The organism is Pseudomonas sp. RA_15y_Pfl1_P11, from assembly GCF_963970975.1.
GTDB classification, from domain to species: domain Bacteria; phylum Pseudomonadota; class Gammaproteobacteria; order Pseudomonadales; family Pseudomonadaceae; genus Aquipseudomonas; species Aquipseudomonas tritici.
This window is the reverse complement of record NZ_CAXAOY010000004.1, coordinates 302578-326737: the sequence shown is the minus strand read 5'-3', so window position 1 is coordinate 326737 and position 24160 is coordinate 302578. Positions and strand designations below refer to the sequence as shown.

22 protein-coding genes and 2 pseudogenes are annotated in these 24160 nt (G+C 60.1%); 11 read left to right on the top strand and 13 right to left on the bottom strand.

The window, feature by feature from the left end:
• Positions 1-2: 2 nt before the first annotated feature.
• Positions 3-1790 (top strand): ATP-binding protein, encoded by a 1788-nt coding sequence (locus tag AACY44_RS07275; RefSeq protein WP_339419171.1) that lies wholly within the window; start codon positions 3-5, stop codon positions 1788-1790.
• On the opposite strand, the gene AACY44_RS07270 is transcribed toward AACY44_RS07275, so the two are convergent.
• From AACY44_RS07270 to AACY44_RS27660, 7 genes and pseudogenes are all read right to left on the bottom strand, one after another.
• Positions 1787-2563 (bottom strand): N-acetylmuramoyl-L-alanine amidase, encoded by a 777-nt coding sequence (locus AACY44_RS07270; protein WP_339438462.1) that lies wholly within the window; start codon positions 2561-2563, stop codon positions 1787-1789. The two genes, AACY44_RS07275 and AACY44_RS07270, sit on opposite strands and share 4 nt — an antisense overlap.
• A gap of 88 nt (positions 2564-2651) precedes the next feature.
• Complete coding sequence (locus tag AACY44_RS07265) at positions 2652-4730, bottom strand: GGDEF domain-containing protein (RefSeq protein ID WP_339529985.1); 2079 nt, start codon at positions 4728-4730, stop codon at positions 2652-2654.
• Positions 4727-5605, bottom strand: coding sequence for an endonuclease/exonuclease/phosphatase family protein (locus tag AACY44_RS07260; protein ID WP_339419176.1), 879 nt, complete (start codon positions 5603-5605; stop codon positions 4727-4729). The genes AACY44_RS07265 and AACY44_RS07260 overlap by 4 nt, the downstream gene beginning before the upstream one ends.
• Positions 5606-5615: 10 nt before the next feature.
• Positions 5616-6251, bottom strand: a complete 636-nt coding sequence (gene dsbA / locus AACY44_RS07255) for a thiol:disulfide interchange protein DsbA (RefSeq protein WP_339419178.1) — start codon at positions 6249-6251, stop codon at positions 5616-5618.
• A 168-nt stretch (positions 6252-6419) separates the two neighbouring features.
• Positions 6420-7031 (bottom strand): c-type cytochrome, encoded by a 612-nt coding sequence (locus AACY44_RS07250; protein ID WP_065880370.1) that lies wholly within the window; start codon positions 7029-7031, stop codon positions 6420-6422.
• Between the two features lie 33 nt (positions 7032-7064).
• Positions 7065-7187: pseudogene (locus AACY44_RS27665) on the bottom strand (c-type cytochrome); the annotation flags it as partial.
• A 9-nt stretch (positions 7188-7196) separates the two neighbouring features.
• A pseudogene (locus tag AACY44_RS27660) lies at positions 7197-7286 on the bottom strand (cytochrome); the annotation flags it as partial.
• Positions 7287-7477: 191 nt separating this feature from the next.
• On the opposite strand from AACY44_RS27660, the gene yihA reads away from it, so the two are divergent.
• A complete protein-coding gene (gene yihA, locus AACY44_RS07240; protein ID WP_032862650.1) occupies positions 7478-8119 on the top strand; it encodes a ribosome biogenesis GTP-binding protein YihA/YsxC in 642 nt (213 codons plus the stop codon).
• A 268-nt stretch (positions 8120-8387) separates the two neighbouring features.
• Here the strand turns inward: yihA and polA are convergent, their stop codons facing one another.
• Positions 8388-11165: a DNA polymerase I gene (gene polA / locus AACY44_RS07235; protein ID WP_339419184.1), complete on the bottom strand. Its 2778-nt coding sequence runs from the start codon at positions 11163-11165 to the stop codon at positions 8388-8390.
• Between the two features lie 74 nt (positions 11166-11239).
• Between polA and AACY44_RS07230 the strand changes: the two genes are divergently transcribed.
• Positions 11240-11530, top strand: coding sequence for a DUF2782 domain-containing protein (locus AACY44_RS07230; RefSeq protein WP_339419185.1), 291 nt, complete (start codon positions 11240-11242; stop codon positions 11528-11530).
• Between the two features lie 56 nt (positions 11531-11586).
• Positions 11587-12540, top strand: coding sequence for a homoserine kinase (locus AACY44_RS07225; protein ID WP_339419186.1), 954 nt, complete (start codon positions 11587-11589; stop codon positions 12538-12540).
• A 63-nt stretch (positions 12541-12603) separates the two neighbouring features.
• Here the strand turns inward: AACY44_RS07225 and AACY44_RS07220 are convergent, their stop codons facing one another.
• Positions 12604-13533 (bottom strand): zinc ABC transporter substrate-binding protein, encoded by a 930-nt coding sequence (locus tag AACY44_RS07220; protein WP_339419187.1) that lies wholly within the window; start codon positions 13531-13533, stop codon positions 12604-12606.
• A gap of 58 nt (positions 13534-13591) precedes the next feature.
• On the opposite strand from AACY44_RS07220, the gene zur reads away from it, so the two are divergent.
• Genes zur through AACY44_RS07200 form a run of 4 tightly spaced genes read left to right on the top strand, consistent with a single transcriptional unit; the run spans position 13592 to position 16391 of the window.
• On the top strand, positions 13592-14074 hold the full coding sequence (gene zur / locus AACY44_RS07215; protein WP_065875637.1) for a zinc uptake transcriptional repressor Zur: 483 nt from the start codon (positions 13592-13594) through the stop codon (positions 14072-14074).
• Entirely contained in the window at positions 14074-14853 is a 780-nt protein-coding gene (znuC, locus tag AACY44_RS07210; RefSeq protein WP_339427757.1) for a zinc ABC transporter ATP-binding protein ZnuC, read from the top strand. The genes zur and znuC overlap by 1 nt, the downstream gene beginning before the upstream one ends.
• Positions 14846-15634: a zinc ABC transporter permease subunit ZnuB gene (znuB, locus tag AACY44_RS07205; RefSeq protein WP_339427756.1), complete on the top strand. Its 789-nt coding sequence runs from the start codon at positions 14846-14848 to the stop codon at positions 15632-15634. The genes znuC and znuB overlap by 8 nt, the downstream gene beginning before the upstream one ends.
• Before the next feature lie 37 nt (positions 15635-15671).
• Positions 15672-16391 (top strand): PA5502 family lipoprotein, encoded by a 720-nt coding sequence (locus AACY44_RS07200; protein ID WP_339419193.1) that lies wholly within the window; start codon positions 15672-15674, stop codon positions 16389-16391.
• Between the two features lie 99 nt (positions 16392-16490).
• On the opposite strand, the gene katE is transcribed toward AACY44_RS07200, so the two are convergent.
• A complete protein-coding gene (gene katE / locus AACY44_RS07195) occupies positions 16491-18653 on the bottom strand; it encodes a catalase HPII (RefSeq protein WP_445261121.1) in 2163 nt (720 codons plus the stop codon).
• 245 nt (positions 18654-18898) lie between these two features.
• Here katE and AACY44_RS07190 point away from each other — a divergent pair, with 245 nt between their 5' ends.
• From AACY44_RS07190 to AACY44_RS07180, 3 genes are read left to right on the top strand one after another with little or no spacing between them, the layout of a single operon-like run.
• On the top strand, positions 18899-19906 hold the full coding sequence (locus tag AACY44_RS07190) for a methionine ABC transporter ATP-binding protein (protein WP_339529980.1): 1008 nt from the start codon (positions 18899-18901) through the stop codon (positions 19904-19906).
• Positions 19906-20580, top strand: coding sequence for a methionine ABC transporter permease (locus AACY44_RS07185; RefSeq protein WP_339419197.1), 675 nt, complete (start codon positions 19906-19908; stop codon positions 20578-20580). The genes AACY44_RS07190 and AACY44_RS07185 overlap by 1 nt, the downstream gene beginning before the upstream one ends.
• A 49-nt stretch (positions 20581-20629) precedes the next feature.
• Positions 20630-21400 (top strand): MetQ/NlpA family ABC transporter substrate-binding protein, encoded by a 771-nt coding sequence (locus tag AACY44_RS07180; protein ID WP_339419198.1) that lies wholly within the window; start codon positions 20630-20632, stop codon positions 21398-21400.
• Between the two features lie 161 nt (positions 21401-21561).
• Here the strand turns inward: AACY44_RS07180 and AACY44_RS07175 are convergent, their stop codons facing one another.
• Genes AACY44_RS07175 through AACY44_RS07165 form a run of 3 tightly spaced genes read right to left on the bottom strand, consistent with a single transcriptional unit; the run spans position 21562 to position 24160 of the window.
• Positions 21562-22197 carry an SCO family protein gene (locus tag AACY44_RS07175; RefSeq protein ID WP_339419199.1) on the bottom strand — a complete coding sequence of 212 codons (636 nt, stop codon included), beginning with the start codon at positions 22195-22197 and terminating at the stop codon, positions 21562-21564.
• Entirely contained in the window at positions 22194-23093 is a 900-nt protein-coding gene (gene cyoE, locus AACY44_RS07170) for a heme o synthase (protein ID WP_339419201.1), read from the bottom strand. The genes AACY44_RS07175 and cyoE overlap by 4 nt, the downstream gene beginning before the upstream one ends.
• Entirely contained in the window at positions 23081-24160 is a 1080-nt protein-coding gene (locus AACY44_RS07165) for a COX15/CtaA family protein (RefSeq protein ID WP_339419202.1), read from the bottom strand. The genes cyoE and AACY44_RS07165 overlap by 13 nt, the downstream gene beginning before the upstream one ends.

Below are 24160 nucleotides of genomic sequence, written 5' to 3'. Positions count from 1 at the left end.
CTATGAAGTTAGCGATGAAACTGCGCACTCGGTTATTCCTGAGCATCTCCGCGCTGATCACCGTTGCCCTGCTAGGTTTGATCCTGGGCTTGGTCAGCGTCATGCAAATGGCCAAGACCCAGGAGTCTTCAATTCGCAGCAACTTCGTTACCCTCGACTTGGGGCTCAAGCTGCGTCAGAGCCTGGGCGACCAGTTGATGATGATGCTGGAGGCGCGACCTAATCCGGAAGCCCTGGAAGCCTCGAAAGGACGCTACTTTGATTTGCTGGACCAGGGGATTGCCCATGAGCGGCAAGCTCACACCGGAAGCGGCTTCAGCGAGGCCAAGGCGGACTACCTGAGTTTCCTCGAGGCTTTCGATGAGTCTCAGCAGGCTTCGCCGCCGCCGGGCAGCAAGGAAAAACTCCACGAAACCTTCAACGTGCTGCGTAACGGCCTGATCGCCGAACACAAGCACGCCCTGGAAAGCATCAGCGCCAGCGAACAAAAGTCCCGCGCGCGCGCCTTGCTGATCGCCGGCGTTCTGGGATTGGTGGGGCTCGCGGTGCTGATCATCGGATTCATTACGGCTCATGGCATTGCCAGGCGTTTTGGCGGGCCGATCGAAGCCCTGGCCAAGGCGGCGGACAAGATCGGGCAGGGCGATTTCGAGGTGACGCTGCCCCTCTCCTCTGCCGCGGAAATGAACCTGTTGACCCGGCGCTTCGGCATCATGGCCGAAGCGTTGCGCCAGCATCAGGCGACCAATGTCGATGAACTGCTGGCGGGCCAGCAGCGCCTGCAAGCGGTGCTCGACAGCATCGACGATGGCTTGCTGATGATCGACCGCCAAGGCCGCCTGGAGCATCTCAACCCTGTCGCCCAGCGGCAATTAGGTTGGGACGAGGAACGCCTCGGCCAGGGCCTGGGCGAGGCGTTGGTGCGTCCGGAACTGGACGAGCAACTGCAACTGGTATTGCGAGGCGGTAACCTGGAGCGGGCGCCGGACGATCTGGAAGTGGAAGTCGAAGGCGAACTGCGCCTGCTGACCTACAGCTTGACCCCCGTGAGCCATACCGAGGGGCATATCCTCGGCGCGGTGATGGTGCTGCATGACGTCACCGAACAACGGGCATTCGAGCGGGTGCGCAGCGAGTTCGTACTACGCGCCTCCCATGAACTGCGTACGCCGGTGACCGGCATGCACATGGCATTCGGACTGTTCCGCGAACGCGCGAAGTTTCCCGCAGAGTCCCGTGAAGCGGACCTGCTGGACACGGTTAATGAAGAGATGCAGCGCCTGATGCAGTTGATCAACGACCTGCTCAATTTCTCGCGGTACCAGAACGGCCTGCAGAAACTCACGCTGGGGCCGTGCGATGTGACTGACCTGCTGGAACACGCCCGGGCGCGCTTCGTCGAGCCAGCCAAAGCGCAAAACGTCGAACTGCTGGTAGAAACTCAATCCGACCTGCCCAGATTGTATGCAGACCAGGCACAACTGGAGCGGGTGCTCGATAACCTGCTGGGTAACGCCCTGCGCCATACAGCCACTGGCGGGCAGATTCGCCTGCATGCGCGCCGCCATGGTGAGCGGGTGATTGTCAGCGTCGAAGATAACGGCGAAGGCATCGCTTACGGGCAACAGGGGCGGATCTTCGAGCCCTTCGTCCAGGTAGGCCGCAAGAAAGGCGGCGCCGGCCTGGGGCTGGCGCTGTGCAAGGAGATCGTGCAATTGCACGGCGGCCGCATGGGCGTGTATTCGCGGCCGGGGCAAGGCACTCAGTTCTATATGGCGTTACCGCTTTAACGGTGGTTCAACGCTCGCAGGATCGCTGCACTCTCCGCATCCGGCGCGCCGTCAAATAGCGATGGCCGGAAATGCATCTGGAACGCCGCGATCACGTGACGCGTGGCCACATCCAGCTCTCCGGTCTGGGGTGCCTGGTAGCCCAGACGCGCCAACTCTTCCTGAAACCAGGTGATGCTCGGCAGCTCGGTGGCGTATTGCACCTGGTAGCGCGCGAAAGCCTGGGCATCCGGCCATACGCCCAGCCCTTCAGCAGCCAGGCGCTTCCAAGGGAATAGCGGGCCCGGGTCCAACTTGCGCAGCGGTGCGATATCGCTGTGACCAATAATGTTTTTGGGGTCGATGCCGTTGCGCTTACTGATATCTTTGAGCAAGACCACCAGGGATTTCACCTGCGCCTCAGAGTACGGGTACCAGAGTCGGCCAGTCGGTGTGTCCTTGTAGCCAGGGTTCACGATCTCGATACCGATGGAGCTGGAGTTAAGCCAGGTGCGCCCCATCCACTCGCTTTCCCCGGCATGCCAGGCGCGCTGGCTCTCATCTACCAGCTTGTAAATGGTGGCGGAGGCATCGTCGCCGATCAGGTAGTGGCTGCTGACCTGGCCGTGGGTGAGCAATGCCAGGGAGCGTTCAAGGTTGGTGGAGGTGTAATGGACGACCACGAACTGCACGCGGTTGTCGTGATTCACCGAGGGGTGGTTGGTGTCCAGGCGAGGGCCGCTGGCGCAGCCCGCAAGCAGAAGGAACACAAAAGCAAAGTACAAGGATTTCATGGCGGAAGACGTTACACTGAAGACGATAATGCAACAGTGTAACGTACCGGTTGTGGCCCGGCGGTCAAATTACAAAATGGAACATTTTTTAGGCTGCCTGCACCTGATTCCGTCCCGCTGCCTTTGCCCGATATAGCGCCGCATCGGCGCGTTTGAGCGCCAGGTCACTGCGCTCTGCCGGCTGGAACTGCGCCACGCCCATGGAGACCGTGATCGTCACCGGCTCGCCCTTGAAGTGAAACGGGCACGCCTCAATCGCTGCGCGCAACACCTCGCCCGCCGCCAGGGCATCCTTCAAGGATGAGTCAGGCATCAGCAAGACGAACTCTTCACCGCCAAAGCGCGCGATAAAATCAGTCGGTCGCAGGCGTTTGCGCAGCACAGTGGCGATGATTTTCAGCACCCTGTCGCCAGCCAGGTGGCCGTAGCCATCGTTGATGCGCTTGAAGTGATCCAGGTCCAGCATCGCCAGCGACAGGTTGTTGCCGCGTTGGAGCCAAGTGTTGACCTCCTGATCCAGGCGCTCACTCCACGCTGCGCGATTGGGCAAGCCGGTGAGCGGATCGATCAGGGCCTTCTGGCGTTGAACCTCCAAGTGCTCGCGATAGCCTTGGGCTTCCTGCTCCATATTGGCAACCCGTTCGGCCAGGCCCTTCAGACGTGCAGCCGTTTCCTGCTCACGTTGATCGCGCTGCTGCTGGTGCTCATCCATGGTACCTAACAGGCCTTCGAGATGGCTTTCCAATACGTGCTTGAGGCTGTCCAGGTCGGCGGCTTCCTGCACGCTGCTTTGCAGGCCGTCGACCTGTTCGCGGATCTGCGTGTCCAGTTCCCGGGCGGCGGAACGGCTATCGGCGTGGCCGTCGCTGGCGACCTGTAAATGCCCCTGGAACGCTTCGAGGCGCTCGTTGAGCTGCTTAAGGTAAGCCTCGAACTCATGCTGGCCGCTGTCGGTGATCGCCAGCATCAAGACTGCCAGGTCGTCGAGGATAGGCAGCAGTTCGTACCAGTTCAGGCCGTGGGCCAGACGCTCACGCATGGCTTCGGCCTGGGGCCGATGGCGCTCGGGCAATGCCAGCTCTTCCAGCAGGCCGAGCAGGGTGTCTTCGATGTGCTTGGCCACGAAGCTGTAGGACGGCTCCGGCGAGTCGGGTAGGGAATACGCGCCATCCGATTGCAGCTCGTCGGGGTCGGACTCTTCGACCTCCAGCACAGGCGGGAGCGACAGGCTGCCGATGACAGTTTTATCCGGGGTTTCGACCTGAGGTTCGGGGGTTTCGATGAAGGCGGCAAGGGCGCTTTCCGGCGCCAGTTGTTCTGCCTGAAGTTCGACCTCGGGCTCCACACGCGCCAAGGGCGCTGCGAGCGCTTCAATAGGAGCGGCTTGAGCGGCGGCCTCGTAGACGAACGCTTCACTGGAGGCCTCGGCAACCTTTGCCGGTGCATCCGATTCAACTGCAAGGACAACCGGCTCTTGAGGCTGTGGCGCAAAGGCGCGCAAGGCTTGCGTCAGCTCCTCGGACTGCTCGGACTGCTCGGACTGCTCGGGCTGCTGAGGCTCGGCGACGGGCTTGGCCACAGGGGTTTGCGATGCCGGGATGGGGACCGGTTCGTTTGCTAGCGCCTCGTTCGCGACATCCTTGGAACCAAACAGACGCTGCAAGAGCCCAGGCCCTGCGCGCGTGGTTTCGCCGCCGGGCTCCAGGTTATTCAGCGCCTGGCTTTGCAGGCCACTCAACTCGCTCAGCAACAACGGGATCTCACGTGCCTGGCCGACGCGCCCGTCCAACTGCTTGGCAAACGCCTTCAGCGGACGGATGACCTCACGGGGCAACGGCAGCTTTTGCAGTTGCGTGACCAAGGAGGTCAGCGCAGTGCTGATCTGGTCGACCCGGGTTTCGCGGCGCTGCTCTGACTCAAGAACGGCCTTTTCCAGACGCGGCAGCAACGCGGCGAGGGCGGCGTCCATGTCATCCGTGCGGACAACGTCGCGCATTTCCTTCATGCATTGGTCAACCACGCGATCGGTGCCCTCAGCCGCCAACGTACTGCGTACGAGCCCACGACGCAGCAGGTCAAGGCGGGCGGCCCAGCGACGTTCGAGCTTTTCCTGTTGCTCGATGCTTTTAAGGTACTTCTCTTTCCAGCGCTGGGCGTCGTCGCTCATGCAAGGGGTCCGTGAGGGCCGGGACTCAGCGCGGGGAATGCATCGGCCGTGAGCGAACCCGGCAGACGAATCTCTACCGCGACCGGCAGGTGATCGGAGATGGGCTGCGCCAGCACCTGCACACTCTCGAGTGTGAGGGTCGGGCTTAGCAGGATATGGTCAAGACAGCGTTGCGGGCGCCAGCTGGGAAACGTAGCTTCGGCTTGCGGTGCCAGTAGGCCAAGGTCGCGCAACGGAGAATTCAGCAGCAGGTCGCTGGCATGGGTGTTCATGTCCCCCATCAGCACCTGGTGTTTGTAATTGCCAATCAGCTCTCGGATGTAGGCCAATTGCAGGGTCCGGGTGCGTGCACCCAGCGCCAGGTGCATCATCACCACGACCAAAGCCTCTGGCCCCTCGCCAAAACGCACAAGGATAGCGCCCCGGCCCTTGGGGCCTGGTAGCGGGTGGTCTTCGATGGCAGAAGGCTTCAAGCGGCTGAGCACACCATTGCTGTGCTGCGCCAGACGCCCGAGGTTGCGATTAAGCTGCTGGTACCAATAAGGGAAGGCACCCAGCTGGGCCAAGTGCTCCACCTGATTGATATAGCCGGAGCGCATGCTGCCGCCATCGGCTTCCTGCAGGGCAACTAGGTCGAAGTCATTCAACAGGTTGCCGATCTTTTGCAGGTTGCCGGCGCGCCCATTGTGGGGCAACAGGTGTTGCCAGCCACGGGTGAGATAATGCCGATACTTCTCGGTACTGATGCCCACCTGGATATTGAAGCTCAGCAGCCGCAGACGACTGTCCGGCGGCAAACCTGTGGTTTCCAGGTGATGTTCGTTGACCTGCGGATCATGCAGGCCAACCACACGTTCGGTACCCCAGCGGCGCATGACAGGCCCCTTACTTGGCTGCGCGCTCTTTGGCGATCAGCTGGTCGGCAACATTAAGGACAGCTTCCGGGCCGCCAGCAGTACCCAGGTCAAAACGGTATTTGCCGTTGACGATCAGCGTCGGTACACCTTGCACGCCATACTTCTGTGCCAGTTCCTTGGCCTGTTTGATCTGGCCCTGTATAGCGAAGGAGTTGAAGGTGGCCAGGAACTTGTCCTTGTCGACGCCTTGGGTGGCAACGAAGTCAGCCATTTCGTCTGGTTTGGTCAGGCGTTTGCCTTCTTTCTGAATCGCATTGAACACGGCGTTGTGCACCTTGTGCTCTACGCCCATGGCTTCCAGGGTCAAGAACAGTTGGCCATGAGCATCCCATGGGCCGCCAAACATGGCAGGGATACGTTTGAAGTTTACGTCCTTAGGCAGCTTCTCAACCCATGGGTTGATCGTCGGCTCAAAAGCGTAGCAATGCGGGCAGCCATACCAGAACAGCTCCACCACTTCGATCTTGCCTGGCACCGAAACCGGAACCGGGTTGGCCAATTCAACATAGGTTTTCCCGGCTTCAAGCGGCACGTCGGCAGCTTGTGCGGTCATGCCGAAGAGGCTGGCAGTGACGAGAGCGGCGCTGAGGATCAGATTACGCATGCTTTACTCCTGGACAAATAAAGTCGCCTCACGCGACCTTTGTTGTGACAGGTCTACGCGGGCATGAGTTCGTTAGTGTAACGGTAGCGGCCACAAAAAAGGGCAGCCTAAGCCACCCTTTTTATGCTTGCATCGATGGATTAATCGAGCGTTAACGTCGTGTGCGCCTCAGTGCAGCCCCTGGATGTAGCTGGAGACCGCCGCAATGTCTTCATCACTCAGCTTGCGAGCAATTGTGCGCATGATCATCGCATCGCCGTCGTTGCTTCGCCCGGCCTCTTCCTTACGGAAATCGGTCAACTGTTTGGCGATGTAGGTTGCGTGCTGGCCACTCAAGTGCGGGAAGCCTGCGGCTGCTATACCGGCGCCATTTGGCGAGTGGCAGCCGGTGCAGGCAGGAAGACCTTTCTCCAGGTCGCCGCCGCGGAACAGTTTCTCACCACGGGCCACCAGTTTCGGATCGGCAGCTCCCACACTGCCTTTCTGGCTGGCAAAATACGCGGCGATGTCTGCCAGGTCCTGATCGCTGAGATTGGTCAGCAAGCCGGTCATTTCCAGGACCGTGCGCTTGCCAGACTTGATATCCTGCATCTGCTTGGTCAGGTAGCGCTCTCCCTGGCCGGCCAGTTTGGGGAAGTTCGGCGCCGGGCTGTTACCATCCGGTCCATGGCAAGCACCACACACGGCGGCTTTCGCCTGGCCCGCTGTAGCGTCGCCTGCAGCATGGGCAACACCAGTGATGCCCAAGGTCAACAGCAGACTCACGATCAGTTTGTTCATCAGCTAATCCAACTACGGCTAAGGGTTTAAGAGTTATCTACCGGGTTTACTCACCATCAACTCAATGATGGCCTGGTAATCCTCAGTACTGCAGTCCATGCACAAACCACGCGGCGGCATTGCCTTGAAACCCTGGGTCACGTGTTGCACCCGCGTGACCACGTAAACTCGGTTGTACACCGCTTCCGGATCCTGTGTAGCCTGAGCACCCTAAAGCGGGACCAGGACACCGACAGCGCGCAACCACTTGGTCAGACGTCGACCATTCAGGGTTTGAGAGCGTTTTGCGTTCTAATGCGCAATAAAGGTCTTTCGCTCCCGTGAACTTCGTCCTTCGCTGGGACAAAGCACACACAAAATCTGCGGCATTATATACTGGCGCTACTGAAACGGAAACGACACCGCTTGCCGCACCCTTTCTCGGCATCGCCCACATCGGAAATCTCATGCAACTCAAGAATCCCATCCTCGGCCTGTGCCAACAGTCCACGTTCATGCTCAGCGCCGCCAAAGTTGACCAATGCCCCGATGACGAAGGCTTTGAAGTCGCCTTTGCCGGTCGTTCCAACGCCGGTAAATCCAGCGCACTGAACACCCTGACTCACGCCAGCCTGGCACGTACCTCGAAAACCCCGGGCCGCACGCAACTCCTCAACTTCTTCAAGCTAGACGATGATCGGCGTCTGGTCGACCTTCCGGGCTACGGTTACGCAAAAGTACCCATCCCGCTGAAGCTGCACTGGCAGCGTCACCTCGAGGCTTATCTGGGTGGCCGCGAGAGCTTGAAGGGTTTGATTTTGATGATGGACATCCGCCATCCGATGACCGATTTCGACCTGTTGATGCTCGATTGGGCTGTTGCCAGCGGCATGCCGATGCATATCCTGCTGACCAAGGCAGACAAACTGACCTACGGCGCCGCCAAGAACACCCTGCTCAAAGTGCAGGCCGAAATCCGTAAAGGCTGGGGTGACGCGATCACTATCCAACTGTTCTCGGCGCCGAAGCGTATGGGCCTGGAAGACGCCTACACCGTGCTGGCCGGCTGGATGGAATTGGCCGACAAGGGCGCGGAAATCGCGGAGTAACTTTTCTGCAGGCAAAAAAAAACCCCGGACTTCGTATGGGGAGGGGAAGTTCGGGGTTCAAGTTCCGGACCGCTAGGGCGAGGCCCAGATATCTGCCAACACTTAACACAACATAGGAGCATTGAAGGGCTTCACCACCCATTCAGTAACTCTGAGTGGCAGTTCACAGGTTAAGTTCCGGCAGGCTCAAAACTATTGGAAATAACTGACAGCGACTTCCGGACTAAAGCACTGTGCCACCACCCAAGGTGGTGGCAAAGCCTCGTAATCAGTGCGCTTCGTCCCAGTTATCGCCCACACCTACTTCCACCAGCAGTGGCACATCCAACTGAGCAGCCGCACTCATGTGCTCACGGATCCTCTCGCTGACTTCGGCCACCAAGTCCTCACGCACTTCCAGCACCAATTCATCGTGCACCTGCAGGATGACCCTGGCATCCAGGCCCGAATCGGTCAGCCAATTGTCCACCAGCACCATGGCTTTCTTGATGATATCCGCCGCCGTGCCCTGCATTGGCGCGTTGATCGCGGTGCGTTCTGCCGCCGCGCGCTCCTGTGGCTTGTTGGAATGGATATCCGGCAAATACAGCCGGCGCCCGAAGAAGGTTTCGACGTAACCCTGGTCGGAAGCCTGGGCGCGGGTGCGCTCCATGTACTCGCGAACCCCGGGATAACGGGCGAAGTACACATCGATGTACGCTTTGGCCGTCTTGGTATCGACGCCGATATCCTTGCCAAGCTTCTGCGCGCCCATGCCATAGATCAAACCGAAGTTGATCGCCTTCGCGCTGCGGCGCTGGTCAGACGTAACCTCACCCAGCTCAACCTTGAACACCTCGGCGGCCGTCGCCGTGTGCACGTCGAGGTTGTGACGGAAGGCGTTCATCAACCCTTCGTCCTTCGACAGGTGCGCCATGATCCGCAGCTCGATTTGCGAATAGTCCGCCGCCAGCAGTTTGTAGCCCTTAGGCGCAACAAACGCCTGGCGAATCCGCCGCCCTTCGGCGGTGCGCACCGGAATATTCTGCAGATTCGGGTCACTCGAGGACAAGCGCCCGGTAGCCGCCACGGCCTGGTGATAGGACGTGTGGATCCGCCCGGTGCGCGGGTTGATCTGTTCCGGCAAGCGATCGGTGTAAGTGCTTTTCAGCTTGCTCATGCTGCGGTACTGCATCAGCACCTTGGGCAGCGGATAGTCATCTTCGGCCAGCTTGGCCAGCACTTCTTCGGCAGTCGACGCCTGGCCCTTACCGGTTTTTTTCAACACCGGCAGGCCGAGTTTTTCGTAAAGGATCGCGCCGAGCTGCTTGGGCGAACCCAAGTTGAATTCCTCGCCGGCGATCTCGAACGCCTCGCGCTCCAGTTCGACCATCTTGTTGCCCAGTTCGATGCTCTGGATACCCAGCAGCTCCTTGTCCACCAGCGCACCCTGGCGCTCGATACGGGCCAGCACCGGTACCAACGGAATCTCGATATCCTTGAGCACACTCACCAGGCTCGGGATTGCTGACAGTTGCGCGAACAGCTCCTGATGCAGGCGCAAGGTCACATCGGCATCTTCAGCCGCATAAGGGCCGGCCTGCTCCAATGCGATCTGGTTGAAGGTGAGCTGCTTGGCGCCCCTGCCGGCGATGTCCTGGAAACTGACAGTGTCGTAATCCAGGTACTTCTTCGCCAGGCTGTCCATGTCATGCCGGGTTGCGGTGGCGTTTAACACATAGGATTCGAGCATGGTGTCAAAGGCGATGCCCCGCACCGTAATGCCGTGTGCGGGGTCGCCGCCGATGGCGCAGTTGGCCAGGATATTCATGTCGAACTTGGCGTGCTGGCCGACCTTGAGCTTGGTCGGGTCTTCCAGCAACGGTTTCAGGGCCAGCAGCACGGTGTCACGGTCCAACTGCTCAGGCACGCCGACATAGGCGTGGGTCAGCGGGATGTAGGCGGCTTCATGGGGCTGCACGGCGAAGGAAACACCGACCAACTGTGCCTGTTGGGCGTCGATGCCGGTGGTTTCGGTGTCGAAGGCGAACAACTTCGCGTCGTTGAGCTTTTTCAACCAGCTATCGAAGGTCGCCTGGTCGAGGATGGTGGTGTAGGTGGTCTGCGCTGGCGCCACGGGTTCAACGACTGCTTCAACAACAGGAGCAGCCTTGAGCTCCACTCGCTTGGCGTCGCGCTGGATCTCGTCAATCCAGCTCTTGAACTCCAGCAGCGTATACAGCTCCAGCAGTTTTTCACGGTCCGGTTCGATCAGGTGCAGATCATCCAGGCCCACATCCAGTGGCACATCAATCTTGATCGTCGCCAGCTGGTAGGAAAGGAACGCCATCTCTCGATGCTCTTCCAGCTTGGCCGGCAGCGTCTTCGCGCCACGGATAGGCAGGGTCGGCACGATATCCAACTGCTCATAAAGCTCTTTAAGGCCGCCGTTCACACCGACAAGCAAGCCGGACGCGGTCTTAGGACCGATACCAGGAACACCCGGAATGTTGTCGGACGAATCGCCCATCAACGCCAGATAGTCGATGATCTGCTCCGGTGCGACGCCGAATTTCTCCTTTACGCCCTCGATATCCATCGCACTACCGGTCATGGTATTGACCAAGGTAATGTGGCCGTCCACCAATTGCGCCATGTCCTTGTCACCGGTCGAAATCACCACCGGGCGGTCAGCGGCGGCGCTGCTGCGGGCCAGGGTGCCGATCACGTCATCGGCCTCGACGCCTTCGACGCATAGCAGCGGGAAGCCCAGCGCGATCACGCTTTGATGCAATGGCTCGATTTGCAGGCGCATGTCATCAGGCATGCTGGGGCGATTGGCCTTGTATTCGGCGTACATGTCATCGCGAAAGGTCCCACCCTTGGCGTCGAACACCACCGCGAACGGGCTGTCCGGGTACTGCCTGCGCAGGCTTTTGAGCATGTTCAACACGCCCTTGACCGCACCAGTCGGCAGGCCTTTGGAGGTGGTCAGCGGTGGCAGCGCATGAAAAGCGCGGTACAGATAAGAAGAACCGTCCACCAGGACGAGGGGTGCTTGGCTCATGAGCAGAATCAACCTTTTCGGCGGGTCAGGCGCTAGAATAGCCAGACCAATGACGACAAAGGGACAAGGTTATCATGCGTACATTTAATCGCCTGCTGTTGACCGGCTTGATTTCACTCACTCCGTTGGCTGCCATGGCGGCAGACGATGCGCCTGGGGGTGATCCGCAAGTGACCATTCGCACGGAAGGCGACAAGACCATCCAGGAGTACCGTCAGAACGGGTTCCTGTACGCAATCAAGGTCACTCCGAAAGGGGCGCCTCCGTATTTCCTGGTGCGCGCGGACGGAACCGATGCGAACTTCATCCGCTCTGACCAGCCGGATATGCTGATCCCGTCATGGAAGATCTTCGAATGGAAGTGATTTCTTAACTTAAATTGGCGCCGCGCACAGCGGCGCCCGTACTGGCAGTTTTAACCATGTCTGTGTTCACCCCCCTGGCTCGGCCCGAGCTGGAAACCTTTCTCGCCCCTTACGGGCTCGGCCGCCTGATTGATTTCCAGGGGATTGCCGCCGGTAGTGAAAACACCAATTTCTTTGTCAGCCTTGAGCGGGGCGAGTATGTCCTGACACTGGTTGAGCGCGGCCCGGTCGCAGAAATGCCGTTCTTCATCGAACTGCTCGACGTGCTCCACGACGCTGACCTACCCGTGCCTTATGCCCTGCGTACAACCGACGGCGTGGCACTGCGCGAGCTGAAAGGCAAACCGGCACTGCTGCAACCGCGCCTGGCCGGCAAGCACATCAAGGACGCCAACGCCCAGCACTGTACCCAGGTCGGCGACCTGCTTGGCCACCTGCACCTAGCGACTCAAGGCGAAAAGGTGCTGGAACGCAAGACCGATCGTGGCCTGGATTGGATGCTGACTGAAGGCACGCAACTGATCTCGCACCTGAATGACGCACAGCAACACCTGCTGAAAGCTGCACTGACGGAAATCGAAGCCCACAAGATCCAGATCCTCGCCCTGCCGCGCGCCAACGTCCACGCCGACCTGTTCCGCGACAACGCGATGTTCGAAGGCACGCACCTCACAGGCCTGATCGACTTCTACAACGCCTGCTCCGGGCCGATGCTGTACGACGTGGCGATCGCCCTGAATGACTGGTGCTCGGATGCCGACGGCGTGATTGACGGGCAACGCGCCCGTGCGCTGCTCGGCGCCTATGCCGGCCTGCGACCGTTCACCGCCAAGGAAGCCGAACTGTGGCCGACGATGTTGCGGGTGGCGTGCGTGCGGTTCTGGCTGTCACGCCTGATCGCCGCCGAGTCGTTTGCAGGGCAGGATGTGTTGATCCATGACCCGGCGGAGTTCGAGTATCGCTTGGCACAACGCCAGCAGGTCACGATCCAACTGCCGTTCGCCCTCTAAAGCCCCAACTCGGTCAATGTGGGAGCTGGCTTGCCTGCTCCCACATTAGACCTGCGCGGTCTGTTACAACGACTCCAGGCACCCAGCCAAGTCATTCCCCAACTTTTCCAACACCTGCTCATAACCCTGAGCCGTAGCCGGGGTATACCCGCCCAACGCATCCAACTCCGCCAGCTTCACCGGCAAGCCCGCCACCAGCGTTTCAGCCAAACGCGGACGCAACGGCGGCTCGCTGAACACGCAGGTCTTACCCACTTCCTGCAAACGCGTACGCATCGCCGCTACGTGCTGGGCGCCGGGCTGCACTTCAGCGGCGACACTGAACACACCGGCATGTTTGAGCCCATAAGCGTCTTCGAAGTAATCGAAGGCTTCGTGGAACACGAAGTAAGGTTTGCCGCCAACCGGCGCCAGGCGGGCTTTCAGGCGAGCATCCAAAACATCCAGGCGCTCATCAAAGGCTTTCACATTACCCTGGTAACGCACGGCATTGGCCGGGTCTGCGGCCGCCAGATCAGCAGCCATGCGCGCCGCAATCACACGAGCATTCACGGTCGACAGCCACAAGTGCGAATCCAGGCTGCCTGGGCGGTGATCATGATCATGTTCGTCGGCATCGTCGCTATGGGAGTGGCTATCTTCGGCGAAGCGCCGCAGCTTCATACCCGGAAGATCCTGCACCGCCACCGTTGTTGCCGTACGACCTTTCAGCACGCGCGGCAGGAAACTCTCCATATCCGGACCGATCCAGTACAGCAGGTCCACCGACTGCACGCGCCGTACGTCGGATGGACGCAGCGCGTAGTTATGCGGCGACGCACCCGGCGGCAGCAACACCTCCGGTACCGCCACGCCGTCCTGCACAGCCGCGGCTATCAACTGCAATGGCTTGATGCTGGTCAGCACCTTGACCTCGGCCTGAGCGGCGCCATTGATGAACAAACTGGTGACAAATACGATAAAAACGGGAAAAAGTCGGGACACGATGACCACTCAATGGCGTAGGAACGGGTAACATAATAACGTCTCTATCAAATGTCTGTCGCCGCTCATGCCTATTACACCGCTTGCCAGCCGTCCCCACGATCACTCCCACTGCGTGCATACCGCGCTGTCGGAGGCCGATACCCTCTGCGCACAAAAGGGGTTGCGCCTGACCGCCTTGCGTCGGCGGGTACTGGAACTGGTGTGGCAGAGCCACAAGCCGCTGGGTGCCTACGACATTCTCGGGGTGCTCAGTGAGCAGGACGGCCGCCGTGCAGCGCCACCCACGGTCTACCGTGCGCTGGATTTCCTGCTGGAAAACGGCTTGGTGCACCGCATTGCCTCGCTCAACGCCTTTGTTGGCTGCAACCACCCGGAACACGCGCATCAAGGTCAATTCCTGATCTGCCGCGCGTGCCATGCCGCCATCGAACTTGAACAAAAAAGCATCAGCGACGCCATTATCAGCAGCGCTGCCGATGTCGGCTTTACGGTCGAAGGGCAAACGGTCGAAGTAGTCGGCCTGTGCTCGGGCTGCCAGGGGGCTTGATGAGCAATGCGTTAATCCGCCTGGAACAGGTCGGGGTCACGTTCGCCGGGCAACACGTGCTGGATAACATCGCACTGAGCGTGGAGCCGGGGCAGATCGTCACCCTGATCGGCCCTAACGGCGCCGGCAAGACCACGCTGGTGCGCGCCGTGCTCGGCCTGCTCAAGCCCGACACCGGCAGCGTCTGGCGCAAGCCGAAGCTACGCGTCGGCTACATGCCGCAGAAGCTGCACGTCGACGCGACGCTGCCACTCTCGGTGTTGCGATTCCTTCGCCTGGTGCCGGGCGTGGACCGAGCCCGCGCGCAGGCTGCGCTCAAGGAGGTCGGCGCCGAACAGGTGATCGACAGCCCGGTACAAAGTATCTCCGGCGGCGAAATGCAGCGCGTGCTGCTGGCCCGCGCCTTGTTGCGAGAGCCGGAACTGCTGGTACTGGATGAACCCGTGCAAGGCGTCGACGTCGCCGGCCAAGCCGAGCTGTACAGCCTGATCACGCGCCTGCGCGACCGCCATGGCTGCGGCGTGCTGATGGTGTCCCACGACTTGCACTTGGTGATGAGCACCACCGACCAGGTGGTCTGCCTCAATCGGCACGTGTGCTGCTCCGGCCACCCGGAGCAGGTCAGCGGCGACCCGGCGTTCGTCGAGCTGTTCGGCAAAAACGCGCAGAGCCTGGCGATCTATCACCACCACCACGACCACGCGCATGACCTGCATGGCGCGGTCGTGGATGATCCTTCTACCCCTCACGTTCATGGAGATAGCTGCAAGCATGGCTGATTTTCTGCTCTACGCCCTGCTGGCAGGCTTGGCTTTGGCACTGGTTGCAGGCCCGTTGGGCTCCTTCGTGGTCTGGCGGCGCATGGCGTATTTCGGCGACACCTTGTCGCATGCCGCGTTGCTGGGCGTGGCCATGGGCTTTTTGCTCGATGTAAGCCCGACCATCGCGGTGACCGTAGGCTGCCTGCTCCTGGCGGTGCTGCTGGTGACCCTGCAACAGCGCCAGCCACTGGCCTCCGACACCCTGTTGGGCATCCTGGCACCAAGCACCCTGTCTTTGGGCCTGGTGGTGCTGAGCTTTATGCACGAAGTGCGCATCGACCTCATGGCCTATCTGTTCGGCGATCTGCTGGCGATCAGCCCCACTGACCTGACCTGGATCCTCGGCGGCAGCGCGACCGTACTGGTGTTGCTGGTGGCCCTGTGGCGCCCATTGCTGGCGATCACCGTGCATGAAGAGCTGGCCAGGGTGGAGGGTTTGCCCGTACCCGCGCTGCGCATGGCCCTGATGTTGCTGATCGCCGTGGTGATTGCTGTCGCGATGAAGATTGTCGGCGTATTGTTGATCACATCGCTGCTGATCATTCCCGCCGCCGCCGCTCAGCGCCATGCCCGTTCGCCGGAGCAAATGGCGATCGGCGCCAGCCTGTTGGGGGTGTTTGCAGTGTGCGGGGGCTTGGCGCTGTCCTGGTTCAAGGACACGCCTGCCGGGCCATCGATTGTGGTCACGGCCGCCGCCCTGTTTCTGCTGAGTTTTGTCCTGCCCCGTCGAGGGGTGTAGACTTGCTCGCTTTTTGCGCAAATAGAGAGTCGCAGGAATGAAGCCGTTCACCGCCCGATATCTGCTCCTTGCCGCATTTTCCCTGCTGCTGGGCGCCTGTCAAAGCACACCGCCCGCCGCCCCACAGGCACAGGACGCACGTGCTGTGGCCATCACGCAACTGGAGCAAAACCTGGCCAGCAGCGAGCTGGCTACCGCCGAAGATCAGTTGGCCACCCTGCAAGCCCAGTCGCCCAACGACCCGACGCTTGAGGGCTACCAACGCCAATTGGCCGAGGCCTACCTGCAGCGCAGCCAGATAGTGTTGCAAAAAGGTGACGTCAACGCAGCTGCCACTGCGCTAAGCCGAGCGCGTGCGCTGATGCCAAAGGCACCGGCACTCACTGGCGGCGTTAACAGCGCCATCAGCCACGCCCGCAAAGCCGAGCTGGATAAAGCCGAAGCCGCCCTGAAAGCCGCTGAAACTCAGCCCGCCGCCAAGGTCATCGACCCGGCAGCGCCAAGCACCACCGTGGCACTGAACCTCACCGACATCGAAGCACTGCGCCATCAGCTGGATGCAATCGCCACCGACGTCGTGAATTACCAGTGCGACGTGAGCATCCAGGCGCCGCGCACCGAGGATTACCCGTGGCTGGCCACGTTACTGACCAAACGGGTGAAGCGTATTGATTCGGGGTATGACCTGAAGATTCACCGGCAGATTCTGAAGCACATTCCGGCGCAAGTTGTGTTGATTCCGCGCAAAGCGGACTAAACGCATCGCGGGCAAGCCCGCTCCCACATTTGAACGGTGAACACTTCAAGTGGGGGAGCGGGCTTGCCCGCGATAGCGATCTAACAAACAACAGATGACTTAAGCCGGAATCGCCTTCGCCTTCACCTCACGATCCCAAACCCGATGCTGGCCAATCGCAGCAAAGAATGCCTTGAACGCTTTGGCATCCGACCCCACGATCAACCCCGCATCCGCCTCCAGCTTCAGCAGATCCAGCAACGGCTTCACGTCACTGGCCACCGCAATCGCCTTCAGGTGCTTGTACGCCTCCAGCACGTAATGCAGTGCAACGCCGTCGCCGCTCAGCGCCTTCACCGACTCTTTCCCACCCGGGATAAACACCGCATCAAACGCAATGGACGGCATACCCTCCATCGACGCGTCGACTGGCAGGCTCTTGCCATCAGCCGTCTTCACCGGCGCTGACGTCGGCCCCAGCAGCTTGGCATGTGCGCCTTGCGCTGCGAGTGCCTTCTTCAACGCGGCAATCGCCACGCCGTCCGCACCATTCGCCGCCAGGATCGCCACCTTGCGGGTTTTGATATCACCCGGCAGCAAGTTCGCCTGGCTCAACGCTGGCGAACGTTCCGGCTTGGTTTGGCGCTCAGGCACAGTACCTTTGGTCGGTGCTGGCAGCCCCAGGTTATGCGCCACGCGCTTGGCCAGTTCCAAGTCGATGTTGGCCAGGATCTCATTGACCTGGCGCGCACGAATAAACTCACGCTCAACCTTACCCAGCTCAAAGCTGTAGGCCGCAATGATGTGCTCCTGCTCGTGCTTGCTCATGCTGCGGAAGAACAGGCGGGCCTGAGAGAAGTGATCGCCGAACGACTCGCTGCGCTCACGGATCTTGTGGGCGTCGATGCGCTCTGGGTACGTCTCGAAGCCGCCATCCTGCGCCGCTGGCGGGGTTTCTTTCGGCCAGCCGCCATCGATCGAGTTTGGCTCGTAAGCCGCACGACCTTTATCAATGGTGGTGCGGTGCATGGCATCGCGCTGGTTGTTATGGAACGGCACGACCGGCTGGTTGATCGGCAACTGGTGAAAGTTCGGGCCACCCAGTCGGCTGATCTGTGTATCGGTGTACGAAAACAGCCGACCTTGCAGCAATGGATCATTAGAGAAGTCGATACCCGGCACGATATGCCCGGGGCAGAACGCGACCTGCTCGACTTCAGCGAAGAAGTTGTCCGGATTACGGTTCAGCACCATTTTGCCCAGCGGGGTGATCGGCACCAGCTCCTCAGGAATCAGCTTGGTCGGGTCGAGAATGTCGAAGTCAAACGCATGCTCCTTATCCTCAGGAATCACCTGCACGCCCAATTCCCACTCAGGGTAATCGCCCATCTCAATGGCTTCCCAGAGATCGCGGCGGTGGTAGTCGGTGTCTTTACCGGCGAGCTTTTGCGCTTCATCCCACACCAGCGAGCAAGTACCCGCGGTAGGACGCCAGTGGAATTTGACGAAGTTGGATTTACCCTCGGCATTCACCAAGCGGAAGGTGTGCACACCAAAACCCTGCATGCTGCGCAGGCTTTTTGGAATGGCGCGGTCAGACATTGCCCAGATCACCATGTGGGCAGATTCAGGCTGCAACGAGACGAAGTCCCAGAACGTATCGTGAGCCGAGCCGCCTGTAGGAATCTCGTTGTGAGGCTCTGGCTTAACGGCGTGCACAAAGTCAGGGAACTTGATCGCGTCCTGAATGAAAAACACCGGCATGTTGTTGCCCACCAGGTCGAAGTTGCCTTCTTCGGTGAAGAACTTCACGGCAAAACCCCGTACATCTCGCACCGTATCGCCAGAGCCGCGTGGCCCCTGCACAGTCGAAAACCGGGTAAATACCGGCGTCTTGTGGCCTGGGTCACGCAGGAACCCGGCCTTGGTCAGCGCCGAATGGTTCTCATACGTCTGGAAATAGCCATGAGCGCCAGTGCCACGGGCATGCACGATGCGCTCCGGGATGCGCTCATGGTCAAAGTGCGTGATTTTTTCACGCATGATGAAGTCTTCCAGCAGCGACGGGCCACGGGAGCCGACTTTCAACGTGTTCTGGTTATCGGAGATCTTGACGCCTTGGTTGGTACGCAGGGCCTGGCCGGTCGCATCGGAACGGAATTCCTCCAAGGCCTGCAGCTTGGCGTTGGTGTTGCCACGGTCCAGGGTATCGGTGCCCGCGAGCTCACTCTTCGACGGGGTGGCTGGCTTCTTGGTACTCATCAGACAAAACTCCTTATTCAAAGTGGCCAGAGCGATCCCCGGCTCGTTTGAGCAAAAACCCCAGGCACGGCACCTGGGATATCGCGTTGCTTAAGTAGTGACTGATGAGGTTTTGGGCCGTTCCTTTTTTATGACCTTTGATCGCGTTATTGCCAAATCGCTGGTTGAATGCGAAATAAATGCTAAGAAACGCTATACGGACAGGCTAAAATGCGCGCCCGGCTAACCGCTGATCCCTTTTCCATGCGCCCCACAAGGTTCGCTACGTGATCGAGTTTCATAACGTCCATAAAACCTACCGCGTCGCCGGTAAGGATATTCCCGCACTGCATGCCACCAGCCTGAGTGTCGAAAACGGCCAGGTGTTCGGCCTGATTGGCCACTCCGGTGCAGGCAAAAGCACACTGCTGCGCCTGATCAACCGCCTCGAAGAACCGAGCGGCGGCCAGATCACGGTTGATGGCGAAGAAGTCACCGCCCTGGACGCCAACGGCCTGCGCCGTTTCCGCCAGCAGGTCGGGATGATCTTCCAGCACTTCAACCTGCTCGCGTCCAAGACCGTTGCCGACAACGTGGCGCTGCCTCTGACCCTGGCCGGCGAATTGTCGCGCAAGGAAATCGACCAGCGCGTCGCCGAATTGCTCGCCCGTGTCGGCCTGTCAGACCACGCCAAGAAGTACCCGGCGCAGTTGTCCGGCGGCCAGAAGCAACGCGTCGGCATCGCTCGTGCCTTGGCGACCAAGCCAAAGATCCTGCTGTGCGACGAAGCCACCAGCGCCCTCGACCCGCAAACCACCGCTTCGGTGTTGCAACTGCTGGCCGAGATCAACCGCGAGTTGAAGCTGACCATCGTGCTGATCACCCATGAAATGGACGTGATCCGCCGCGTCTGCGACCAGGTGGCGGTAATGGACGCCGGCGTGATCGTCGAGCAAGGCTCGGTCGCCGATGTGTTCCTGCACCCCAAGCACCCGACCACCAAGCGCTTCGTACAAGAATCCGAGCAGGTCGACGAAGGTGAACAGCGCGATGATTTCGCCCACGTCCCAGGCCGCATCGTGCGCCTGACGTTCCAAGGTGAATCGACCTACGCGCCGTTGCTGGGTACCGTCGCCCGCGAAACGGGTGTGGACTACAGCATCCTTGCCGGGCGTATCGACCGCATCAAAGACATTCCCTACGGGCAATTGACCCTGGCCATTACCGGCGGTGACATGGAAGCGGCCTTCGCCCGCTTTACCGCAGCCGATGTGCACATGGAGATCCTGCGTTAATGGACGTTTTACTGCATTACTTCGACAAAGTTGACTGGGCTGACATCTGGGTTGCCACCGGCGACACCATGCTGATGCTCAGTACCTCGCTGCTGTTCACCGTGCTGGTGGGCCTGCCGCTGGGCGTTCTGCTGTTTCTCTTCAGCCCTCGACAGTTGCTGGAGCAGAAGAACACCTACGCAGTACTGGCATTCGTGGTCAACGCCATACGCTCTCTGCCATTTATCATTCTGCTGATTGTGATGATCCCTACGACGATCTTTATCACAGGCACATCGCTTGGCGTGGCCGGGGCCATTCCACCGCTGGTGGTAGGAGCTTCGACGTTCTTCGCACGGCTGGTGGAAACCGCCCTACGCGAAGTGGACCGCGGCATCATCGAGGCGACTCAAGCAATGGGCGCCACCACCCGGCAGATCATCATCAAGGCGCTTTTGCCGGAGGCTAAGCCCGGTATCATTGCTGCAATCACAGTCACTGCGATCGCACTGGTAGGCTACACCGCGATGGCCGGTGTAGTGGGCGCCGGAGGCTTGGGTGACCTGGCCATTCGTTATGGATACCAGCGTTTTCAGGACGACGTCATGGTCGTCACCGTGGTGATGTTGATTGTGCTGGTACAAATTCTGCAGACCATCGGCGATAAGCTGGTGACGCACTATTCTCGAAAATAACGGCCATTGCCGGCCCCCGCCGGCTATGCCCGAACAAGGAGCTTGCTGGATGAAAAAACTACTGGTTGCTTTCGCCGCCGTTGCCGCGTTTTCCGCCCACGCCGAGACCATTACGGTCGCCGCTTCGCCGGTCCCGCACGCGGAAATCCTGGAATTCGTGAAACCTGCCCTGGCTAAAGAAGGCGTGGACCTGCAGGTCAAAGTCTTCACCGACTACGTGCAGCCGAACGTACAGGTGGCTGAAAAGCGCCTGGACGCCAACTTCTTCCAGCATCAGCCGTACCTGGATGAGTTCAACAAAACCAAGGGCACTCACCTGGTGAGCGTAGCCGGTGTACACCTGGAACCCCTGGGCGCTTACTCCAGCAAATACAAGAAACTGGACGAGTTGCCTGATGGTGCCAACGTGGTGATCCCGAACGACGCCACCAACGGCGGCCGTGCGCTGTTGCTGCTGGCCAAGCACAACCTGATCACCCTGAAGGATCCGACAGACATCCTGTCGACCATCAAAGACATCACCGCCAACCCGAAAAACCTGAAGTTTCGCGAACTCGAAGCCGCCACCCTGCCGCGCGTGCTGACCCAGGTTGACCTGGCGCTGATCAACACGAACTACGCGCTGGAAGCCAAGCTGGACCCGTCCAAGGACGCGCTGGTCATCGAAGGCAGCGACTCGCCTTACGTGAACATCCTGGTCACCCGCGAAGACAACAAAGACTCGGACGCCGTGAAGAAGCTGGTCGCAGCCCTGCACACGCCTGAAGTGAAGAAATTCATCGAAGAGAAGTACAAAGGCGCGATCAAGCCGGCGTTCTGACCTGACTCGATCTCCCAAACACTGGAGATCAAAAAATGTGGGAGCGGGCTTGCTCGCGAATGCGCTGGACCAGTCAACATCTTCGTCGACTGATACCCCGCATTCGCGAGCAAGCCCACTCCCACATTTGTTTTGTGGTGTTGGCTGGGTTGGCGTCCGGCCTATTTGCGCTGTAGCAACACCGGCAGTTGCACCACCAGCTTCTGATTGTTCAACGGCGCCCGGATAAACCCACGCTGCGTCCCATCCGGTCCGATCAGCGCCAGGTTGCCGCTGTGGTCGACGGTGTAGTTCGGCTTGCTGGTATCCGCCGGAATGAACGGAATGCTCACCGCATTTGAAACCTTCTGCACATCCTCGACATTCGCGCCGGTCAGGCCCTGGAACTGCGGGTCGAAGTAGCCCAGGTACTGCTTGAGCTGAGTCGGCGTGTCGCGGTGCGGGTCGACGCTGACCAGGATCACCTGCAACTTATCCACAACGTCCTTGGGCAGTTCGCTTTTGATCTGGCGCAGCTGGGCGAGGGTCGTCGGACAGATGTCCGGGCAAAAGGTGTAGCCGAAGAACAGCAGGCTCCACTTGCCTTTCAACTCATTAACCTGCACCGGTTGGCCTTCCTGATTGGTCATGGTCACCGGCGGTAGCTGACGGCTTTGCGGCAGCAGGATGATACCGGCGTCGATCAAAGCGGTGGGGTCGCCCTGGCCTTTGCCCGAGAGCACTTTGTTGACGGTCAGGCCCATGATCAATGCCACCAGGGCCACCAGGATGAAGACAGTTTTTTGAGTTCGAGTCATAGATTCAACAGTAGGTAGTGGTCTACGAGCAGGGCGATGAACAGCAGCAGCAAGTACCAAATAGAGTACTTGAACGTGTTGATCGCCGCGTGCGGCCGAGCGCCACGGTACAACACCCAGGCCCATTGCAGAAAGCGCCCGCCCAATATCAGCGCGCACGCAAGGTACAACACGCCGCTCATATGGATCACATAGGGCATCAGGCTCACCGCCAGCAGGGCGAAGGTATAGAGCAGGATGTGCACCTTGGTGTAGTGCTCGCCATGGGTGACCGGCAGCATGGGGATATCGGCCTTGGCGTATTCCTCCTTGCGGTGGATGGCCAGCGCCCAGAAGTGCGGCGGGGTCCAGGCGAAGATGATCAGCACCAGCAGCAGCGGTTCGGCACTGACATGGCCGGTGACGGCGACCCAGCCCAATAATGGCGGCGCAGCACCGGCGAGGCCGCCGATGACGATATTTTGAGGCGTCGCACGCTTCAGGAAACCGGTGTAAATCACTGCGTACCCCAGCAGCGAAGCCAAGGTCAGCCATGCCGCCAATGGGTTGGTAAAGGCCAGCAATAGCGCCAATCCCGCAACAGCCAGGAACAATGCAAAGGCCAAAGCAGCCAACGGCGACACACGCCCCTGCGCCAGCGGCCGCTTATGGGTGCGCGCCATCACCGCATCAATCCGCCGGTCCACCACGTGGTTCACCACCGCCGCGCCACCGGCACACAGGGCAATGCCCAAGTTGCCGAACACCAGCACTGTCCACGGCACACCCGCGCGCGTTGCGAGAAACATCCCCACCAGCGAGGTGATAAGCATCAGCACCACCACTTTCGGCTTGGTCAGCTCCAGGTAGTCACGCCAGATCGCCTGGCCGTGACGCGCGCCGCTCAAGGTCGCCATGGCATCTCTCCTTTAAGGGTGATGAGGCCCGATACGTGTTTGCGCGGGATAAAACGCCAGCCGAACGGCCGTTGATTACGCACCCGGACCAGGCTGGTGCGGGCGTGGTAATTGACCAGCACCAGGCTCAGCAACAACACGGCGCCTCCTGCGTTATGGCCTACAGCTATTGCCAGCGGCAGCCCGAACGCCACATTGCTCAGGCCCAGGCAGATTTGTGCAGCCAGGGCGATCAGCAACAAACCCGCTAGCCGCGTCATGCCGACCGCGCGCAGTTGCCAGGCCAGGCCAAGCAATACCAGGCTGACGATCACGGCGCCGATGCGGTGGGTCAAGTGAATGGCCGTGCGCGCTTCGCTGTCCAACTGCCCGCCAAGGTAATTAGGGCCAATATGCTGGGTAAGATGAAAGCCATTGGCAAAATCCGCCGCCGGCCACCATTCGCCATGGCACGTTGGCAGATCAACACAGGCCACGGCCGCGTAGTTGGAGCTGACCCAGCCGCCCAGCGCAATCTGCCCGATCACCAGCACCAAGCCTGCCGTCGCCCAATATTGCAGGCGCTTGGGGACAATCAACGCAGGCAGCACGCCCGACAATCGCAGGGTCAGCAGAAACAGCAGGCTCAAGGTCGCAAAGCCCCCGAGCAAATGCCCCGTCACCACCTGCGGCCACAGCTTCAACGTGACCGTCCACATGCCAAACGCCGCCTGTGCAAACACTACCGCCAATAGAAACAGCGGCAATTTCACCGGCTGACCGGGATCACGCCGATGGCTCCACGAGCGCGCCGCGAGCAGCAAGATCAGTAGGCCCAAAGTGCCTGCGAAGTAGCGGTGAATCATCTCGCTCCAGCCCTTGTCCGCCTCAACCGGTGTATCGGGGAAATGCAGTTCGGCATGGGCCAGCTGAGTCTCGCTTTGCGGCACGCTGATAAAACCGTAACAGCCGGGCCAGTCCGGGCACCCCAGTCCAGCATGGGTCAGGCGGGTATAAGCGCCCAGCAGCACGACGATCAGCGCCAGCAAGGTGGCAAACAACGCGAGGCGAAATCCAGGTTTGGCCAT